This is a genomic window from Kribbella sp. NPDC003557 (assembly GCF_040610805.1).
GTDB lineage: Bacteria > Actinomycetota > Actinomycetes > Propionibacteriales > Kribbellaceae > Kribbella.
The window spans coordinates 43064-57973 of the sequence record NZ_JBEXMY010000010.1 but is presented as its reverse complement, the minus strand read 5'-3'; the positions used below and the strand labels follow the sequence as shown (position 1 = coordinate 57973).

At 69.4% G+C, this 14910-nt stretch carries 10 protein-coding genes and 1 pseudogene; 9 read left to right on the top strand and 2 right to left on the bottom strand.

Annotation, left to right across the window (positions count from 1 at the left end; genetic code table 11):
• Positions 1–41 precede the first annotated feature (41 nt).
• The 5 genes from ABZW60_RS35145 to ABZW60_RS35125 all read left to right on the top strand — a co-directional run bounded on the left by ABZW60_RS35145 (position 42) and on the right by ABZW60_RS35125 (position 5242).
• Entirely contained in the window at positions 42–1322 is a 1281-nt protein-coding gene (locus ABZW60_RS35145) for a sensor histidine kinase (RefSeq protein ID WP_355484353.1), read from the top strand.
• A gap of 4 nt (positions 1323–1326) precedes the next feature.
• Complete coding sequence (locus ABZW60_RS35140) at positions 1327–1986, top strand: response regulator transcription factor (protein ID WP_355484666.1); 660 nt, start codon at positions 1327–1329, stop codon at positions 1984–1986.
• A gap of 124 nt (positions 1987–2110) precedes the next feature.
• Complete coding sequence (locus tag ABZW60_RS35135; RefSeq protein ID WP_355484351.1) at positions 2111–3007, top strand: ATP-binding cassette domain-containing protein; 897 nt, start codon at positions 2111–2113, stop codon at positions 3005–3007.
• On the top strand, positions 3004–4170 hold the full coding sequence (locus tag ABZW60_RS35130; RefSeq protein WP_355484349.1) for an ABC transporter permease: 1167 nt from the start codon (positions 3004–3006) through the stop codon (positions 4168–4170). The genes ABZW60_RS35135 and ABZW60_RS35130 overlap by 4 nt, the downstream gene beginning before the upstream one ends.
• 109 nt (positions 4171–4279) lie before the next feature.
• On the top strand, positions 4280–5242 hold the full coding sequence (locus tag ABZW60_RS35125) for a LysR family transcriptional regulator (protein ID WP_355484347.1): 963 nt from the start codon (positions 4280–4282) through the stop codon (positions 5240–5242).
• A gap of 784 nt (positions 5243–6026) precedes the next feature.
• Here ABZW60_RS35125 and ABZW60_RS35120 read toward each other — a convergent pair.
• Positions 6027–7751, bottom strand: a complete 1725-nt coding sequence (locus tag ABZW60_RS35120; RefSeq protein ID WP_355484345.1) for a hypothetical protein — start codon at positions 7749–7751, stop codon at positions 6027–6029.
• Between the two features lie 89 nt (positions 7752–7840).
• Between ABZW60_RS35120 and ABZW60_RS35115 the strand changes: the two genes are divergently transcribed.
• Both ABZW60_RS35115 and ABZW60_RS35110 read left to right on the top strand, forming a co-directional pair.
• Positions 7841–9145 carry a sulfatase-like hydrolase/transferase gene (locus ABZW60_RS35115; RefSeq protein WP_355484343.1) on the top strand — a complete coding sequence of 435 codons (1305 nt, stop codon included), beginning with the start codon at positions 7841–7843 and terminating at the stop codon, positions 9143–9145.
• 4 nt (positions 9146–9149) lie between these two features.
• Positions 9150–10529 carry a sulfatase-like hydrolase/transferase gene (locus ABZW60_RS35110; protein WP_355484341.1) on the top strand — a complete coding sequence of 460 codons (1380 nt, stop codon included), beginning with the start codon at positions 9150–9152 and terminating at the stop codon, positions 10527–10529.
• Here the strand turns inward: ABZW60_RS35110 and lipB are convergent.
• On the bottom strand, positions 10511–11227 hold the full coding sequence (gene lipB, locus ABZW60_RS35105; protein ID WP_355484339.1) for a lipoyl(octanoyl) transferase LipB: 717 nt from the start codon (positions 11225–11227) through the stop codon (positions 10511–10513). The genes ABZW60_RS35110 and lipB overlap by 19 nt on opposite strands.
• Positions 11228–11320: 93 nt before the next feature.
• Here lipB and ABZW60_RS35100 point away from each other — a divergent pair.
• Positions 11321–11749, top strand: a pseudogene (locus ABZW60_RS35100) (protein kinase); the annotation flags it as partial.
• Positions 11750–14080: 2331 nt separating this feature from the next.
• Positions 14081–14497 carry a hypothetical protein gene (locus tag ABZW60_RS35095; RefSeq protein ID WP_355484674.1) on the top strand — a complete coding sequence of 139 codons (417 nt, stop codon included), beginning with the start codon at positions 14081–14083 and terminating at the stop codon, positions 14495–14497.
• Positions 14498–14910: the final 413 nt, after the last annotated feature.

Here is a 14910-nt window from a genome sequence, read left to right as displayed (position 1 = left end):
GCGTCCCCGCTCAGGGCCGTTCCACCCGTACGCTTCTGGGAATGTGGACACGTCCAGCGCCGACCGCGCGTGAGCAGCGGTACGACGTACTCCTGGGTCTCGGGATGGCGCTGGCGGGGCTGCTCGGCACCGAACTCGCCCGCGGCGCGGCGCCGCAGCACGTGGACCTCGGCATCGGCGGTGTGGAGCCGTACGTGCTGAGCGCGGCCGCGGCGTTGCCGCTGTGCTTCCGCCGCCGCTGGCCGATCCCGGTGCTGCTGCTGGTCGCGGTCCTGTTCGTGGTGAACGGCGAGCGCGCGGTGTTCGCGTTCGCGGGCAACCTGGTCACCCAGGCGACCATGTTCATGGCGATCTACGCCGCGGTCGCGTGGGCGCGGGACCGGCGGCTGATGAAGGCCGCGGTCGCGGTCGTGTTCATCGCGATGTTCGGCTGGCTCGGACTGAACTTCGTCCAGGCGCTGCGGAACAACGCGATCGACGGGCCGAACCACGCCCTGTTCTCGCCGTACGTCTCCAGCGTGATCATCACCGTCGCGCTGAACGTCCTGTACTTCTTCGGCGCGTACTTCTGGGGCCGCACGGCGTGGGCGACCGCCCGGCAGCGGTTCGAGCTCGAGCAGCAGGCGACCGAACTCGCGGCACAGCAGGAGGCGAACTCGCGGCGCGCGGTGATCGACGAGCGGCTGCGCATCTCGCGTGAGCTGCACGACGTCGTCGCGCACCACATCAGCAGCATCGGCATCCAGGCCGGCGGCGCGCGGCGGGTGATGGACACCGATCCGGAGGCCGCGAAGAAGGCACTGAACGTGATCGAGGAGTCCAGCCGGACCGCGGTGAACGAGATGCGCCAGCTGCTCGGCATGCTCCGCTCGGCGGACCCCGACATCGACGTCGGTGCGCCGGACCCGAAGGAGCCGCAGGCCGGCGCGGACCGGCTGCCGGCGCTGATCGCGGAGGCGAACAGCCTCGGCCTCGAGGTGGGGTTCCACCAGATCGGCGCCCCGGCCGAACTGCCGAAGACCGTCTCGGTGTCGGTCTACCGGATCGCCCAGGAAGCGCTCTCGAACGTCCGCAAGCACTCGACGGCCCGCAGCGCCCACCTCACACTGCGTTACCTCGGCGACGCGGTCGAGCTCGAGGTGATCGACGACGGCCGCCCGAAGCACGCGCCGGTCGGCAGCCGCCTCGGGCACGTCGGGATCCGGGAGCGGGTCGGGCTGCTCGGCGGCGAGAGCGAGATCGGCCCGCGGCCCGTGGGAGGATTCCGGGTCCGGGTCCGGATCCCGCTGAACAACAACCCGATGGGAGTACCGAGTGAGTGACCCGATGCGGGTGCTGCTGGTGGACGACCAGGACCTGGTGCGTGCCGGGTTCCGGATGATCCTGTCCGTCGAGCCCGACATCGAGGTGGTCGGCGAGGCGTCCGACGGCGAGAAGGCGATCGACCTGGCGCTCGCGCTGCGGCCCGACGTCGTCCTGATGGACGTCCAGATGCCCGGGATGGACGGGATCACCGCGACCCAGCGGATCGTCGCGGAGGACGCCGGGAAGGTCGTGATCCTCACCACGTTCGACCGCGACGACTACCTGTTCGAGTCGCTCGGTGCCGGGGCGAGCGGCTTCCTGCTGAAGAACACCGCGCCCGAGGACCTGGTCGAGGCGATCCAGATCGTGCACTCCGGCCACGCGCTGCTGGCGCCGGAGGTGACCCGGCGGGTGATCAAGCGGTTCACCGGCGGGGGAGAGCGGGTGTACCGGCCGGACCTGCTCGCGGAGCTCACCGAGCGGGAGCGCGAGGTGCTCGGGCTGATCGCCCGCGGCCTGACCAACACCGAGATCGCCGCCCAGCTGTACGTCGGGGAGGCGACGGTCAAGACGCACGTCTCCCGCGTGCTGCTGAAACTCGGCCTGCGCGACCGGGTCCAGGCAGTCGTGTTCGCGTACGAATGTGGTCTCGTGACCCCTGGCGACGACACCTCCGCCTGATCCACCCGGCTCCACCTGGCGGATGAGGCTGGTGATCACCCTCACGGGCGACGTGCCGGCACGCCGGTCCTGACTAGCTTTGGCAACGTTGGATCTTCGGGCTAGCTGATGGGAACGGTGACACATGCTCAGGGTGGAGGGGCTCACCCGGCGGTTCGGTGATCATCTGGCGCTGGACGACGTGACCTTCGACGTCGTACCGGGACGGATGACCGGGTTCGTCGGGGCCAACGGGGCCGGGAAGACGACGACGATGCGGATCATCCTCGGCGTCCTGGCCGCGACGGCCGGCGAGGTGCGGTGGCAGGGCGAGCCGCTGACGCAGGACGTACGCCGGGACTTCGGCTACATGCCCGAGGAACGCGGGCTGTACCCGAAGATGAAGATCCGCGACCAACTGGTGTTCTTCGGCCGGCTGCACGGGCTCGACACGGACCGCGCCGCCGAGCGCACCGACAAGATCCTCGGCCGGCTCGGGCTGGCCGAGCGCGCGTCCGACGTACTGGAGACGCTGTCGCTGGGCAACCAGCAGCGCGTGCAGATCGCCGCGGCGCTGGTGCACGAGCCGATCGCGCTGGTACTGGACGAGCCGTTCAGCGGCCTCGACCCGCTCGCCGTCGACGCGATGGTCGACCTGCTCCGCGAGGAGGTCACGCCCGAGGTACCGGTGCTGTTCTCCAGCCACCAGCTGGACCTCGTCGAGCGGCTGTGCGACGACCTCGTCGTCCTGTCCCGCGGCAAGGTCGTTGCCGCGGGCGCCGTGTCCGACCTGGCGGCCGGGCCCACGACGACGTACCGCCTGGTGGTCGACGGCGACGCCGGGTGGCTGCGCGACATGGCGGGCATCGAGGTACGCGACGTGGCCGGCGGTACGGCGCTGTTCGACGTACTCGACGGTGCCGTCCCCGACGGTGCTGTGGAGCAGCGGATTCTGCACGAGGCGCTCAGTCGTGGACCGGTCCGTGAGTTCGGGCCGGAGCGGGTGGCGCTCAGCGACGTCTTCCGGGAGGCGACCCGATGAACTCGTTGGACAGGCCCTGGGTGCTGATCGCCGAGCGCGAGATCACCACGAAGCTGCGGGACAAGACGTTCATCGGCTCGACGCTGGTGATGCTGCTGATCGTGGTCGCGGCGGTGTTCATCCCCGCCCTGCTCGCGGGCAAGGGCGGCCCGGACAAAATTGCGGTCATCGACGATTCGGGCGTCAGGGTGGTCCAGCAGGCCTCGACCACCGAAGGTGGCGACGGCTTCGAGGCAACCCGCGTGGCCGACCGCCCCGCAGCGGAGAAGGCCGTCACCGAAGGCGATGTGAAGGCGGCGCTGTTGCCGGGCACCGACGGGTACGTCGTCCTCGGCAAGGACCGCGTCGACTCGAGCCTGGAAGGTGCGTTGCGCGAGGCGGCCGCCGCGGTCGGGACGGAGGCGAACGCCGCGAAGGCTGGCCTGAGCCCGGCGGAGCTGCACGCGGGCACGAAGGTCTCGCTGGAGCTGCTGAAACCCGGGCCGTTGCCGGACATCGTCTCGGACTTCGTGAACATCGGTCTGGCGCTGGTCTTCTACATGACCGCGCTCGGCTTCGGGATGATGATCGCGCAGAGCGTCGTCCAGGAGAAGGAGAGCCGGGTCGTCGAGATCCTCGCCGCCGCGGTGCCGATCCGGTCGCTGCTGTGGGGCAAGGTGCTCGGCAACACGGTGCTCGCGCTGTCCCAGATCGTGCTGATCGCGGGTGTTTCCCTGATCGGGCTGCTGGCCACGGACCAGGCGGACATCCTCGAGGTGGTCGCGCCGGTCGCCGGGTGGTTCGTGGTGTTCTTCGTGCTCGGGTTCGTCGCGCTGGCCGGGCTGTGGGCGGTGGCCGGTTCCTTGGCGACGCGGCAGGAGGACCTCGGGTCGACCACGCTGCCGGGGCAGATGATCCTGATGATCCCGTTCTTCTTCTCGGTGTTCGCGGGCTCGTCGGCCAAGACCGTGGCGTCGTTCATCCCGATCGCGTCGTCGATGTCGATGCCCGGCCGGATGCTCACCGAGGACGTGCCGATCTGGCAGCCGCTGGTCGCGATCGCGCTGCTGCTGGTCGCCACGGTGCTGATCGTCCGGGTGGGGGCGCGGCTGTACGAGCGCACGCTGCTGCAGACCGGACGTCGTCTCGGGTACCGCGAGGCGCTGGCGCTCAAAACTTCGTAGCTAATCGTCACGACCGGGTCCGGCGTTACAGGTCCGGGCCCGGCTGTGACGAAACCGCAATGTTGGGTCGCTGTGAGCTGTGCGTAGACCTCGACTACGGTCTCAACGCATGAACGTCGAGCTGCGCCACCTGCGAGTGGTTGTCCTGGTGGCCGAAGCGGGGTCCGTCGGACGGGCCGCCCGCTGGCTCAAGGTCAGCCAGCCGAGCCTGACCGCGCAGCTGAAACGGATCGAGGCGGCGTTCGGCGGCGAGCTGTTCGAACGCTCCCGTACCGGCGTCACGCCCACCCCGCTGGGCCGGTACGCCGTCGATCGCGCCCGCGCCATCCTGGTCGACGTCGACCACCTCTCGGCGACGGTGTCCGCGATGACCGCGGTCGAGTCGTCGGCTGTCCGGCTCGGCGGATTCCCGACCGCGCCGATGTCCGGGATCGCCTCCCGGCTCCGCTCGCACTGCGAGATCGAACAGGTCAGCATCGAGGTCGAGTGGTCCACGAGCGTGCTGCTGCAGCAGCTCGAGAGCGGGCGGCTGGACTTCGCGCTGCTGCGCGAGTTCCCCGGCTTCGAGCTGCGGCTGCCGGCCGGCGTCGAGGCCACCACGGTCGTCGAGTCGGAATCGGCGTACGTCGCTCTGTCGGCCGACCACCCGGTGGCGTGCCGCACGCGCGGCGAGATCGAACTCGCCGCGCTCCGCGACGAGGAATGGATCGGCGAACCGCCGGACGACAGCGGCTTCCACGTCCTCTTCCGCGCGGCGTGCGAGGCGGCCGGTTTCCAGCCACGCGTCGAGCATCACTCGGTCGACACGTCGGTACTGATGGGCTTCGTGACGAGCGGTCAGGGCGTCGCGCTGATCTCACCCACGTCGTACCGCATGCTCTCGTCCGAGGTCACCACCCGAACCCTCGCCGGCGACCCGATCCACCGCAAACTGGTGCTCGCCTGGAGCACGGACTCCCCCCGAGCCCAAATGTCCAACGACGTCCTCCAAATGGCCACCGCCGCCTACGACGAGGCCATCACAGAACACGCCCGCCGAGACCAACATCAAGAACGGATGCACGTCGCCTGAGCCGATTGTGCAGGCGGGCGGAGACTAGCGCCCGGCGCAGGTGGGTAGGCCCCGGGGCGTACGACGAGCACACGTACTTGGAGCGTCGGGTGTCCGGCTCCGGCGGATGTGCGACCGGGGCACCGAGGCGAGCGACTGACCTGCTCCGCGGTACATCGAGGAGGCCTGAGAAGGACAGTGGCGTACGACAAGCAGACGCGCTTGGGAGCGAAGCACCAGCAGCGCGCGTGCGTCGTGTGTCCCGCCGCGTGAGTAGCCGGCGCCTGCGCCTGGCCTGCTCTGCGGCAGGTCGTGGCCGACCGACGACGACCGCGGTTTACGGCGAGCACGCGCCCTGGGAGCGAACACCAGGGCGATGTACCTCGGGTGTCCCGCTCCGGCGAAAGACACCGGGACGCGCGACTGAACCGGTCTGCGGCAGGTAGTGGGCGGAGCGAGTACGACTATGGCGTACGACGAGTAGGCGCACATGGAGCGTGCCGCAGCGGCGCACGTACGTCGTGTGTCCCGGCGGGCAGGTAGTAACTGGAGCGGACGGATGGCACGCGCTCCACGGCAGGTGCAGGGGCAGACTGAGTACGACTGCGGCGTAGGAGGAGCACGTGCGCTGAGAGTGAACATCAGCGGTACACGTACGTCGTGTGTCCCGCCGGGCAGGTAGTACTGGAGCGGACGGATGGCCCGCGCTCCACGGCAGGTGCAGGGGCAGACTGAATGCGACTGCGGCGAACGAGGAGCGCGTGCGCTGGGAGTGAACACCAGCGCACGCGCTCGTCGGGGCTGGCTAAGCGGGCCTCACTACCGGGTTCTCGAAGGCGAGGTGGAATTCGCCGGTGTCCTCCGGGTCCTCCATCCGCTCCCGGTACTGAGCCCCCATCTGCTCCTCAGATCCGACCCGGGGAGCCGCAACGCGCTCCGCCTTCTTCTCCTCCATAGCCTCGTCCCCTTGCGGCCGAGCCTGTTCAGCCGGCGCAGGCGCTTCAGGCTTGGCCTGCTGGACCGGCGCAGGTGCCGGAGACGCCGTCTCCATCGGCTGAGTCTCGTCAAACGACGGGGTTGCCTGGGAGGTCGTTCCCATCGGCTGGGTCTCGTCGACGGAAGGCGGCGCTGCCGACTGGGCCTCGGCAGGCTTGGCGGCAGCCGGCTCGGTCTGCTGCACCGGTGCGGCTGCCGGGGGAGTGGACTGAGCCTGGCCAATCAGCGGGGCTGGTGCCGGCTTGGGTTCTGCCAGCTGAGCCTCGTCTGGCTTGGCCTCGTCGGGCTTGGCCGCGACAGGCTCGGTCTGCTGGGCCGGCGCGGCCGCCTGAGGCGCCGTCTCCATCGGCTGGGTCTCGTCGACCGACGGGGCCGCCGCAGAAGCGTCGTCTGCGGGCTGAGCCTGGCCAGCTGACGGGGCTGCCTGGGAAGCGGCGCCTGCTGACTGAGTCTGGCTAACTGGCGGGGCGACCGCCGGCGCGGTTTCCATCGGCTGGGTCTCGTCGACCGACGGGGCTGCCGAAGAGGCGGGGTCTGCGGGCTGGGTCTGGCCAGCTGACGGGGCTGCCTGGGAAGCGGCGCCTGCTGACTGAGTCTGGTTAACGGGCGGGGCTGCCGCCGGCCTGGCTTCTGCTGACGGGGTCTCGTCAGGCTGAGCATCGACCGGCTGCGTCTGCTCGACCGGCGCGGCTACCGGGGGAGCTGCGTCCATCGGCTGAGTCTCCTCGACCGACGGGGCTGCCGACTCGGCTTCAGTCGGCCGGGCCTCGTCGGGCTGACTAGCCACGGCCGCGCCAGACTCGACAACCTGCGCGCCCGGCTCCGAAGCAGCGGCGTCATCCTCGGCTGCCGGCGCCTGGGCGACCACCGTCTCGTCGCCGGGGTAGTTGCTCTCGGCATCTGCCTCCGGGAACTGCCGGGTGTGCTCAGCCTCCTCCGCAGCACCGACCGGGAACTGCCGCGTCTGCTCGTCAGCCTGGTTCCTCGGCTGCACCGGCGCGGGCTCGTCGAACAGGTCGTCGTACCGCGAGTGGCTCTCGTACGCGACCGGCGCCGGATAGGTGCCCCCGGCAACCGGATACACCGCGGCGGCGTCCGCCTCCTGCTGCGCCTGCGCGGCTTCCTGCTCGCGCTGCAGCCGCTCGACGTCGGCCCGCTCCCGCCTCCGCCGCTGGGCGCTGTGAACGATCAGCTGGATCGCGTACACCAGCGAGATCACCCCGAGGATCGGCACCACGCCGTTGAGCGTGTACTGCTTCGACCCGTCGATCATCCCCTGGGTGACTCCGGGGACGTCGTTCAGGAAGTTCGTGGTCCGGTTCGGGATCCAGAGCCAGCAGTAGACCAGGGTGCCGAAGGCGACGAACGCCCCCAGCGCGCCGGCGCCGGAGAAGTACGACACCACGGCCCAGAAGATCAGCGCGCCGATGCCGTAGGCAAGCGCCATCCCCTTCGCGTTCAGCTCGATACCACCCGGGGCCGCGAGGACTCCGAACACGGCCGGACCGGCCAGAGCAACCGCTACCCCGAGCAAGAACCCAAGAAATTTGGACACACCCCCAAGGTAGCGACGAACTGCCGTCACGCCCTGCAGACACTTCGGCGGTTGCCTAGGCTGTCCCGGTGGACCGCACACCGAACATCCTGGTCGTCCTGTCCGACGAGCACACTGCCTCGGCAGCCGGCTGGGCGGGCCATCCACACGTCCGCACACCGCATCTGGATCGCCTGGCCGCACAGGGCGTTTCGTTCGACCGTGCGTACACGAACAGCCCCATGTGCGTCCCGTCCCGGCTCTCACTCCTGTCGGGTCAGTACGTGCACCAGACCGACGCTTGGGACAACGGTGTCATTCCAGGCCCGTCGTACCGCACCTGGGCCCACCACTTGCGCGAAGCGGGCTACAGCTCCGTCATTGCGGGCCGGACCCACTTCAACGGCCCAGATCGCCTACTGGGCTTCAACCGCCGCCTCACCGACGACCTGGACTTCTGGCTGGACCACAGCGGCCGCCCACCCCGTCGTACGGCCGACTGGCGACGCCCCAGCAACTCTCACGTCACGGAACAGGGCCCTGGCGACCACGTCCACACCCAGCACGACGTAGCCGCGACAGACGCAGCCGTGGAGTTCCTGCGCGACCCGGGCGAGGACCCGTTCCTGCTGTACGTCGGCTACATGCACCCGCACTTCCCGTTGGTCGCACCACCGGAGTTCCGCGCGCTGTACGACCCCGCAGATGTCGAGCTACCCGTAGTAGCAGACGACCAGCACCCGGTGATCTCGCTGCTACGGCACGGCTTCCGCAACGACGAGCCGCTCACAGAGGAGCAGGTCCGGGAGGCGACGGTCTGCTACTGGGCCCTGATCAGTCACCTCGACCATCAGATCGGTCGGCTGCTGGCCGCAGTACCGGACGACACGGTGGTCATCTACACGAGCGACCACGGTGAGATGGCCGGCCACCACGGCATCTGGCAGAAGCAGTGCTTCTATGAGCCCGCGGTACGCATCCCACTGCTGCTACGCCACCCGGCACTCCCGCAGCGCCGTACCGACGCCCACGTCAGCCTCGTCGACCTACTACCTACCCTCCGGGACATTGCTGGCCTAGCGCCCGACCCTGCCCTACCGGGCCGTTCCCTGCTCGACCCGACAGACCGCCCGGTGCTCTCGGAGTACCACGCGCAAGGCATGGTCGACGGCGGCTTCATGCTGAAGTCAGGGCCGTGGAAGTACTGCTACTACGGGCCAGAACACGCCCCGCAGGTCTTCAACGTCGAAGACGACCCGCAGGAGCTCCACGACCTGTCCGGTGAGACGGCTCTGGTGCAGCGACTGGATGCTGAGCTGAGATTGCTGCTGGACCCAGACGCGACCGACGCCCGAGCGAAGGCGGACCAGGCCGCGCGTCTCTCGAGAGGATGAGCTGTTGCCCGCTCCGAACATTCTGCTGATCGTTTCCGACGACCACGGGTACGCCGACCGCGGCGGCCTCGGCGTACACCCGGACGTCCGTACACCGGCGCTGGACAGGCTGGCCGCCGAGGGCGTGACCTGCACCGACGCGTACGTGACGGCGCCGATCTGCAGTCCGTCGCGGGCGTCGATCATCTCCGGGCGGTACCAGCAGCGGTGGGGCGGCCAATGGTTCGACTCGGCCGAGTTCCCGCCCGACGACGTACCGACGCTGGCGGAGATCCTGCGCGACCAGGGCTACCGGACCGGCTACTTCGGCAAGGTGCACTACGGCAAAGAAGACGTGGGGGACAGGGCATGCCCGCCGCACCACGGGTTCGAGGAGACGCTGTACGGGCTGGCGGGACAGTCCTTCGGCCGGCTCAACTACCTGCACCACTCCGACGACGCGGTTGAGTCGTACGGTCAGCCCGCCGCGCACCACATGGCCGTGCAGCCGCTGCTGTCGGGGGACGAGCCGGTCGAGCACGAGGGCTTCCTGACGGCGGAGTTCGGTCGACGGGCAACGGAGTTCATGAGCGCGGACGACGAGCGGCCGTACTTCTGCATGGTCGCGTTCAACGCCGTCCACAACTTCTGCTGGCAGCTCCCGGAGTCCGAACTGGAAGCGCGCGGGCTCCCGGCCTTCCGTGACTGGTCACCGGACGCCGACGGCCCGTTCATGGAGTGGTACGACGACGTGATCGTGCCGAACCTGCCGCACGGGCGCGAGTACTACCTCGCCCAGTTGGAGCTGATGGACGCAGAGATCGGGCGGCTGCTCGACGTGGCGGGCGACGACACGATCGTCGTGTACGTCACCGACAACGGCGGCTCGACCTGCAACTTCGGCGACAACGCCCCGCTGCGCGGGACGAAGTACACGCTCTGGGACGGCGGCATCCGCATCCCGATGCTGTGGCGCTGGCCCGGTCAGCTGCCGGCCGGTCGTCGTACAGACGCACTGGTCAGCACGATGGACCTGGTCCCGACACTGGCCGCAGCGGCCGGTGCGTCAGTGGAGGACGCAGACGGTCTAGACATCCTGCCCGTGCTGACGGGGTCTGCCTCCGTCGCGCACGAGAACCTGCACTGGGACTGCGGCTTCCAGTGGGCGGTCCGGTCGGGAGACTGGAAGCTCAGCTGGGTTGCGGACGACGCGAACACCAGACATCTGCGTGACTACGAACACGCACCCATGGGGGAGGGCTGGTTCCTGGCCAACCTGGCCGAGGACATCGGCGAGCAGACGAACCAGCTGTCAGCTGAGCCGGACATCGCTGCCCAGTTGCGTTCGCTGCACGCCGGCTGGCGTGCGGAGGTCGGTCTGGAGCCTCAGACGGTCAGCCCGTAGGTGATCGCGGTCGGCGGCTCCTCGTGATGGTCGATATCCGGGCTGCGCTCGTACTCGTTCCAGGCGAGGAGCTCGTCGAGGTGGCGGCGTACCGGAACGAGGACCTCGGCAATCGTCACCTCGCGACCGAGCTCCTTGGACAACGTCGTCACGTCGGCGTCCGAGATGCCGCACGGGACGATCCGGTCGAACCACGCCAGGTCGTTGTTGCAGTTCAGCGCGAAGCCGTGCATGGTCACGCCCTGTGCGACCCGGATGCCGATCGCGGCGATCTTGCGCTCCCGGCCGCGGTCGTCGGCCGCGACCCAGACCCCGCTGCGGCCCTTGACGCGGCCGGTCTTCACGCCGAGCTCGGCACAGACGGCGATCAGGGCCTCCTCGAGCCGCCGCACGTAGTCGACGACGTACACGTGTGAGGCGAGCTTCACGATCGGATACCCGACCAGCTGCCCCGGTCCGTGCCAGGTGATCTTGCCGCCACGGTCGACGTCCACCACCGGCGTACCGTCCATCGGCCGCTCATGCGGCTCGGTGCGCTTGCCCGCGGTGTAGACCGGCGGGTGCTCCAGCAGGATCACCGTGTCCGAGCCGGTGCCTTCGGCAACCTCCCCGTGCAGGCGTCGCTGCTCGGCCCATGCGGACTCGTAGTCCACCGCGTCGGCACCGAAACCAGCTTCCACGTACCTGATAGCCCTCACGCCTTCGAGTGTAGGTGCCGCCCATCAGGGCCTGCGCCCTGGGCTGTGGATAACTTCGACGGGCGGGGGCGCGGTCGGTGCATCCTCTTGGACATGGACCTCGCAGACCTCACCGGTTACAGCCTGCGCCGGCAGCTCGGGTCCGGATCGTCGGGCACCGTCTGGCAGGTCCGGGACCGCGCCACCGGCCGCAACGCCGTGCTGAAACACATCCCGCTCACCGCGTGTCCCGACCGGCGAAGACTCCGCGAAGACCTCAGCATGCTCGCCCGGATCCGCCACCCGCACATCGCCCGCCTCGTCGAGTACCGCGAGACCGACACCGGCTGGATCCTGATCACCCAACACCTCGCCGCCGGCTCCCTAGCCGCACTCCTCACCCGCCGCGGCCCTCTCACCTACGGCGAGCTTGTCACCCTCCTAGCCCCGCTGGCCGATGCCCTGGCCCACCTCCACACCTCCGGCCTCACCCACGGCGCCATCCACCCCCACAACGTCCTCTTCGACGCCGACGGCCGCCCAGTCTTCACCGACGCCACCCTCCACCCAGCGCCTGCCCCCACCGACCTACAAGCCCTAGCCACCCTCACCCACCACGCCGCCGCCGACCCCAGCCCGTTCCCCGCCCCCCTCTTCACCAACCCACCCATCCAAACCCTGGCGCACCACCTCCTACGCCTAACCCAAGCCCTCCCCATAGACCTAGCCCCACCCAAACCCACCGACCCCCTCACCCCCACACCCACTGCCCCCTCACCACACGCCTCACCAACCACCCCCACCATGCCCGCACCCCCCAGCCCAGCCACGTCACCCATAGCCCGCGACCTCCCCCCAGACCGCCCCGCCGGATGGTTCCCCGCTCCCAGCATCCAGTTGCCGCCCCACCCGCCCCTTTCCGCGGCCCGTCCATCCTCAAACCCGAACCCCGCCCAACCTGCCGAGCCCTCAACACCTCCCACCGCCCGCAACACCCTCCTGCCACCCAACCCCAACCCACCAACTCACGAGCCCACGCACACCCCGACGCGAACCGGCCCCGCGCCAACGACTCCCGCGCCAACGACTCCCGCGCCAACGACTCCCGCGCCAGGGAGCCCTGCGCCAACGAGCCTCGCGCCAACGAGCCTCGCGCCAAGGAACCCCGCGCCATCAACTCCGGCGCCAGCCAACCCCGCGCCGACGACGCCGGCGCCGCCGCTGGGTCCCGCGTTAGACAGCTCCACGCTCGACAGCTCCGCGATGCCGGGCTACGTGCCGTCTGGCCGCGACTACCCATGTGTCCCAAGGCCAGCCATCGTCAGCCGGTTCGGCCTCGTTCCGCCCAGCTCCGGCTCCGCGCCTACTGATCCCGCGCCTACTGATCCCGCGCCTACTGATCCCGCGCCTACTGATCCCGCGCCTACTGATCCCGCGCCTACTGATCCCGCGCAGACCGATCCCGCGCAGACTGGCCCCGCGCCGACTGACCCCGAGCCAACCAAGGCGGCGTTCCAGGACCTGCAGTTCACAGGTGCGACCGAGATCCCCGGAGGTCAGCCAACCGGTGACTTCGGGCGCCCCGGCAATCAAGCTGCGACGTCGAACGGACCGACGGACGATGACGACCCACCGTTCGTCTCCCGCGCACCACTCGCTCCACCGCCGGCCGACTCACCCACCGCACCACCGACCCAACAAGGCCGACCGCAACCCGCCGTACCGTCCGCCAAGGCGCCCTCAAAGCGCACCCGCCCCACCCGCCGCAACAAATCCCGCCGCGTCCCCAACCTCCGCCGCCACGGATCAGCCCGCCTACCGCCAATCCCCTCCCTGAGCAGGCTCGAACCACCCGCACCCAGCCGCCCCTCGCCTCCGACGTTCGACCAGCCTTCATCGCCGACGTCAAACCAATCCACACCTATGACGCCGAGCCAACGCGCACTTGTGACGCCGAGCCAACCCGCACCTGTGACGCCGAACCAAACCTCACCTTCGGCGCCGAATCAACGCTGGCCACGGACCCTGAGCCAGCTCTCGCCTCCTGCACTTCGCCGTTCATCACTCCCTGCGCCCCGACGACTGTCACGCTTGTGGAGCCGCCCTCTCTCCCTCACAGAGTCGCGCCCTCTCTTACTCACCGAGTCGCGCGGTCAGTCACCAACCGAGGTGCGCCGTGTCTCACGTTCCGGGATCCGCAGTCCGTCCCGACCTGTACGCCGGCGACTTTCACGCACGACGCTCCGCGGTCTCTCGCGCCGCGCACCCCGCGGTGATTCACACGCCGCGCCCCAGGGCGAGTCACGCCCCGCGCTCCCGGATCTCTCACGCGCGAGGCTCCGCGGCCCCTCGCGCGCTACGCTCCGCGGTCTCTTGCGGATCCGTCGAACCGGGCGCCCCGCACCCCGCCGATTCCCGCGGATCGGGGTACGGCTACCCCCGCATCCGGCGTACGGGATCCTCGGCGCGGCCGCCCTCGGTGCCGTCGTCGTGCTTGTCATCGGAATCGCGACACTCCGTACGATCGACGCACCACCAGCTGCTCAGCCAGTCCGCACGCAATTGCAGCCCACCTCGCCGCAGACGGCCGGATCGCCGGCTGCTTCGCCGATCCGCCGGTCCGAACCAACCGCCACGTCCACCACGCCGGCACGTCCAGCGGCCACGTCTCCGCCGAGTGGGCACCCACCGACTTCGCATCCGTCGACGTCACCAACGACTGCTCCGACGACAGGACCGCCGGTGCGGTCGACTCTTGGCGTTCCGGCGGCTTCTGTGCGTCCCGAGACGTCGCCAGGTACGACTCGGAGCACAGCTGCGGCGTCGCCGTCGGAATCCACGACCGCGGCAGCAGACGTGGTTGCCTGGAAACGAATGCTGGAAGCACTCGACGCCCAACGCGCCGAGGCCTTCTGGACCCTCGATCTCGAGGCACTCGATCGGGTCTACGTTCCGGGCAGCCAGCCCTGGCTTAGCGACCGCGCGCTTCTCAGCGAGTACCTCAAGCGCAACGTGCGCGTCGAAGGCCTTCAGATCACGATCGACAGCATTGCGATCACGCGTCGCACTTCAACCACCGTCACCCTCAAAGCCATCGACCACCTCGCGGCCGGCCAGGTAATCGACGGCAATGGCACCAAAACTCCACTCCCACGGGGTGTGCCCACGACGAGGCTGATCACACTGATCCCATCACCACGCCGGCCAGCCCAACAAAGCCCGGTGCCCTCACGCAGCTCCGACCGCCAACCAAGCTCCGGTTGGCGAATCGGCACGATCACCCAGCCCTGACCCCGACCGCTCAGCGAACGACGGTGGCAGGTCACCGGCACGCCCGGCGCACGCTCGGCCGCGAATTCCGCCGGTCGCGCTCCGCTGTGGGGCTCAGGTTTGAGCTGAGGCTCGGGGCCTTGATCCGGACGTGGGTCCGGGCTCGGCCTGGGATTTGTCTGGCCGGGGCTCGGACTGGACATGGACCTGGATCCGGCTCGGGCATGGACCCGCTCAGGCAAGGACCCGCTTAGGCATGGACCTGGCTCGGCATGGACCCGGCTCGGGCCTTGATCCGGACGTGGGTCTGGCTCGGCGTGGGATTTGTCTGGCTGGGGCTCGGACTGGACATGGACCTGGCTCGGGCGTGGACCTGGCTCGGGCGTGGACCTGGCTCGGGAGTGGACCTGGCTCGGGCGTGGACCTGGCTCGGG

Bases quoted from the DNA above. Each gene is read 5' to 3' on its own strand.
- ABZW60_RS35095 (WP_355484674.1), top strand. From the start codon at position 14,081: ATGCTGGAAGCACTCGACGCCCAACGCGCCGAGGCCTTCTGGACCCTC.
- ABZW60_RS35125 (WP_355484347.1), top strand. From the start codon at position 4,280: ATGAACGTCGAGCTGCGCCACCTGCGAGTGGTTGTCCTGGTGGCCGAA.
- ABZW60_RS35140 (WP_355484666.1), top strand. From the start codon at position 1,327: ATGCGGGTGCTGCTGGTGGACGACCAGGACCTGGTGCGTGCCGGGTTC.
- ABZW60_RS35135 (WP_355484351.1), top strand. From the start codon at position 2,111: ATGCTCAGGGTGGAGGGGCTCACCCGGCGGTTCGGTGATCATCTGGCG.
- ABZW60_RS35130 (WP_355484349.1), top strand. From the start codon at position 3,004: ATGAACTCGTTGGACAGGCCCTGGGTGCTGATCGCCGAGCGCGAGATC.
- ABZW60_RS35145 (WP_355484353.1), top strand. From the start codon at position 42: ATGTGGACACGTCCAGCGCCGACCGCGCGTGAGCAGCGGTACGACGTA.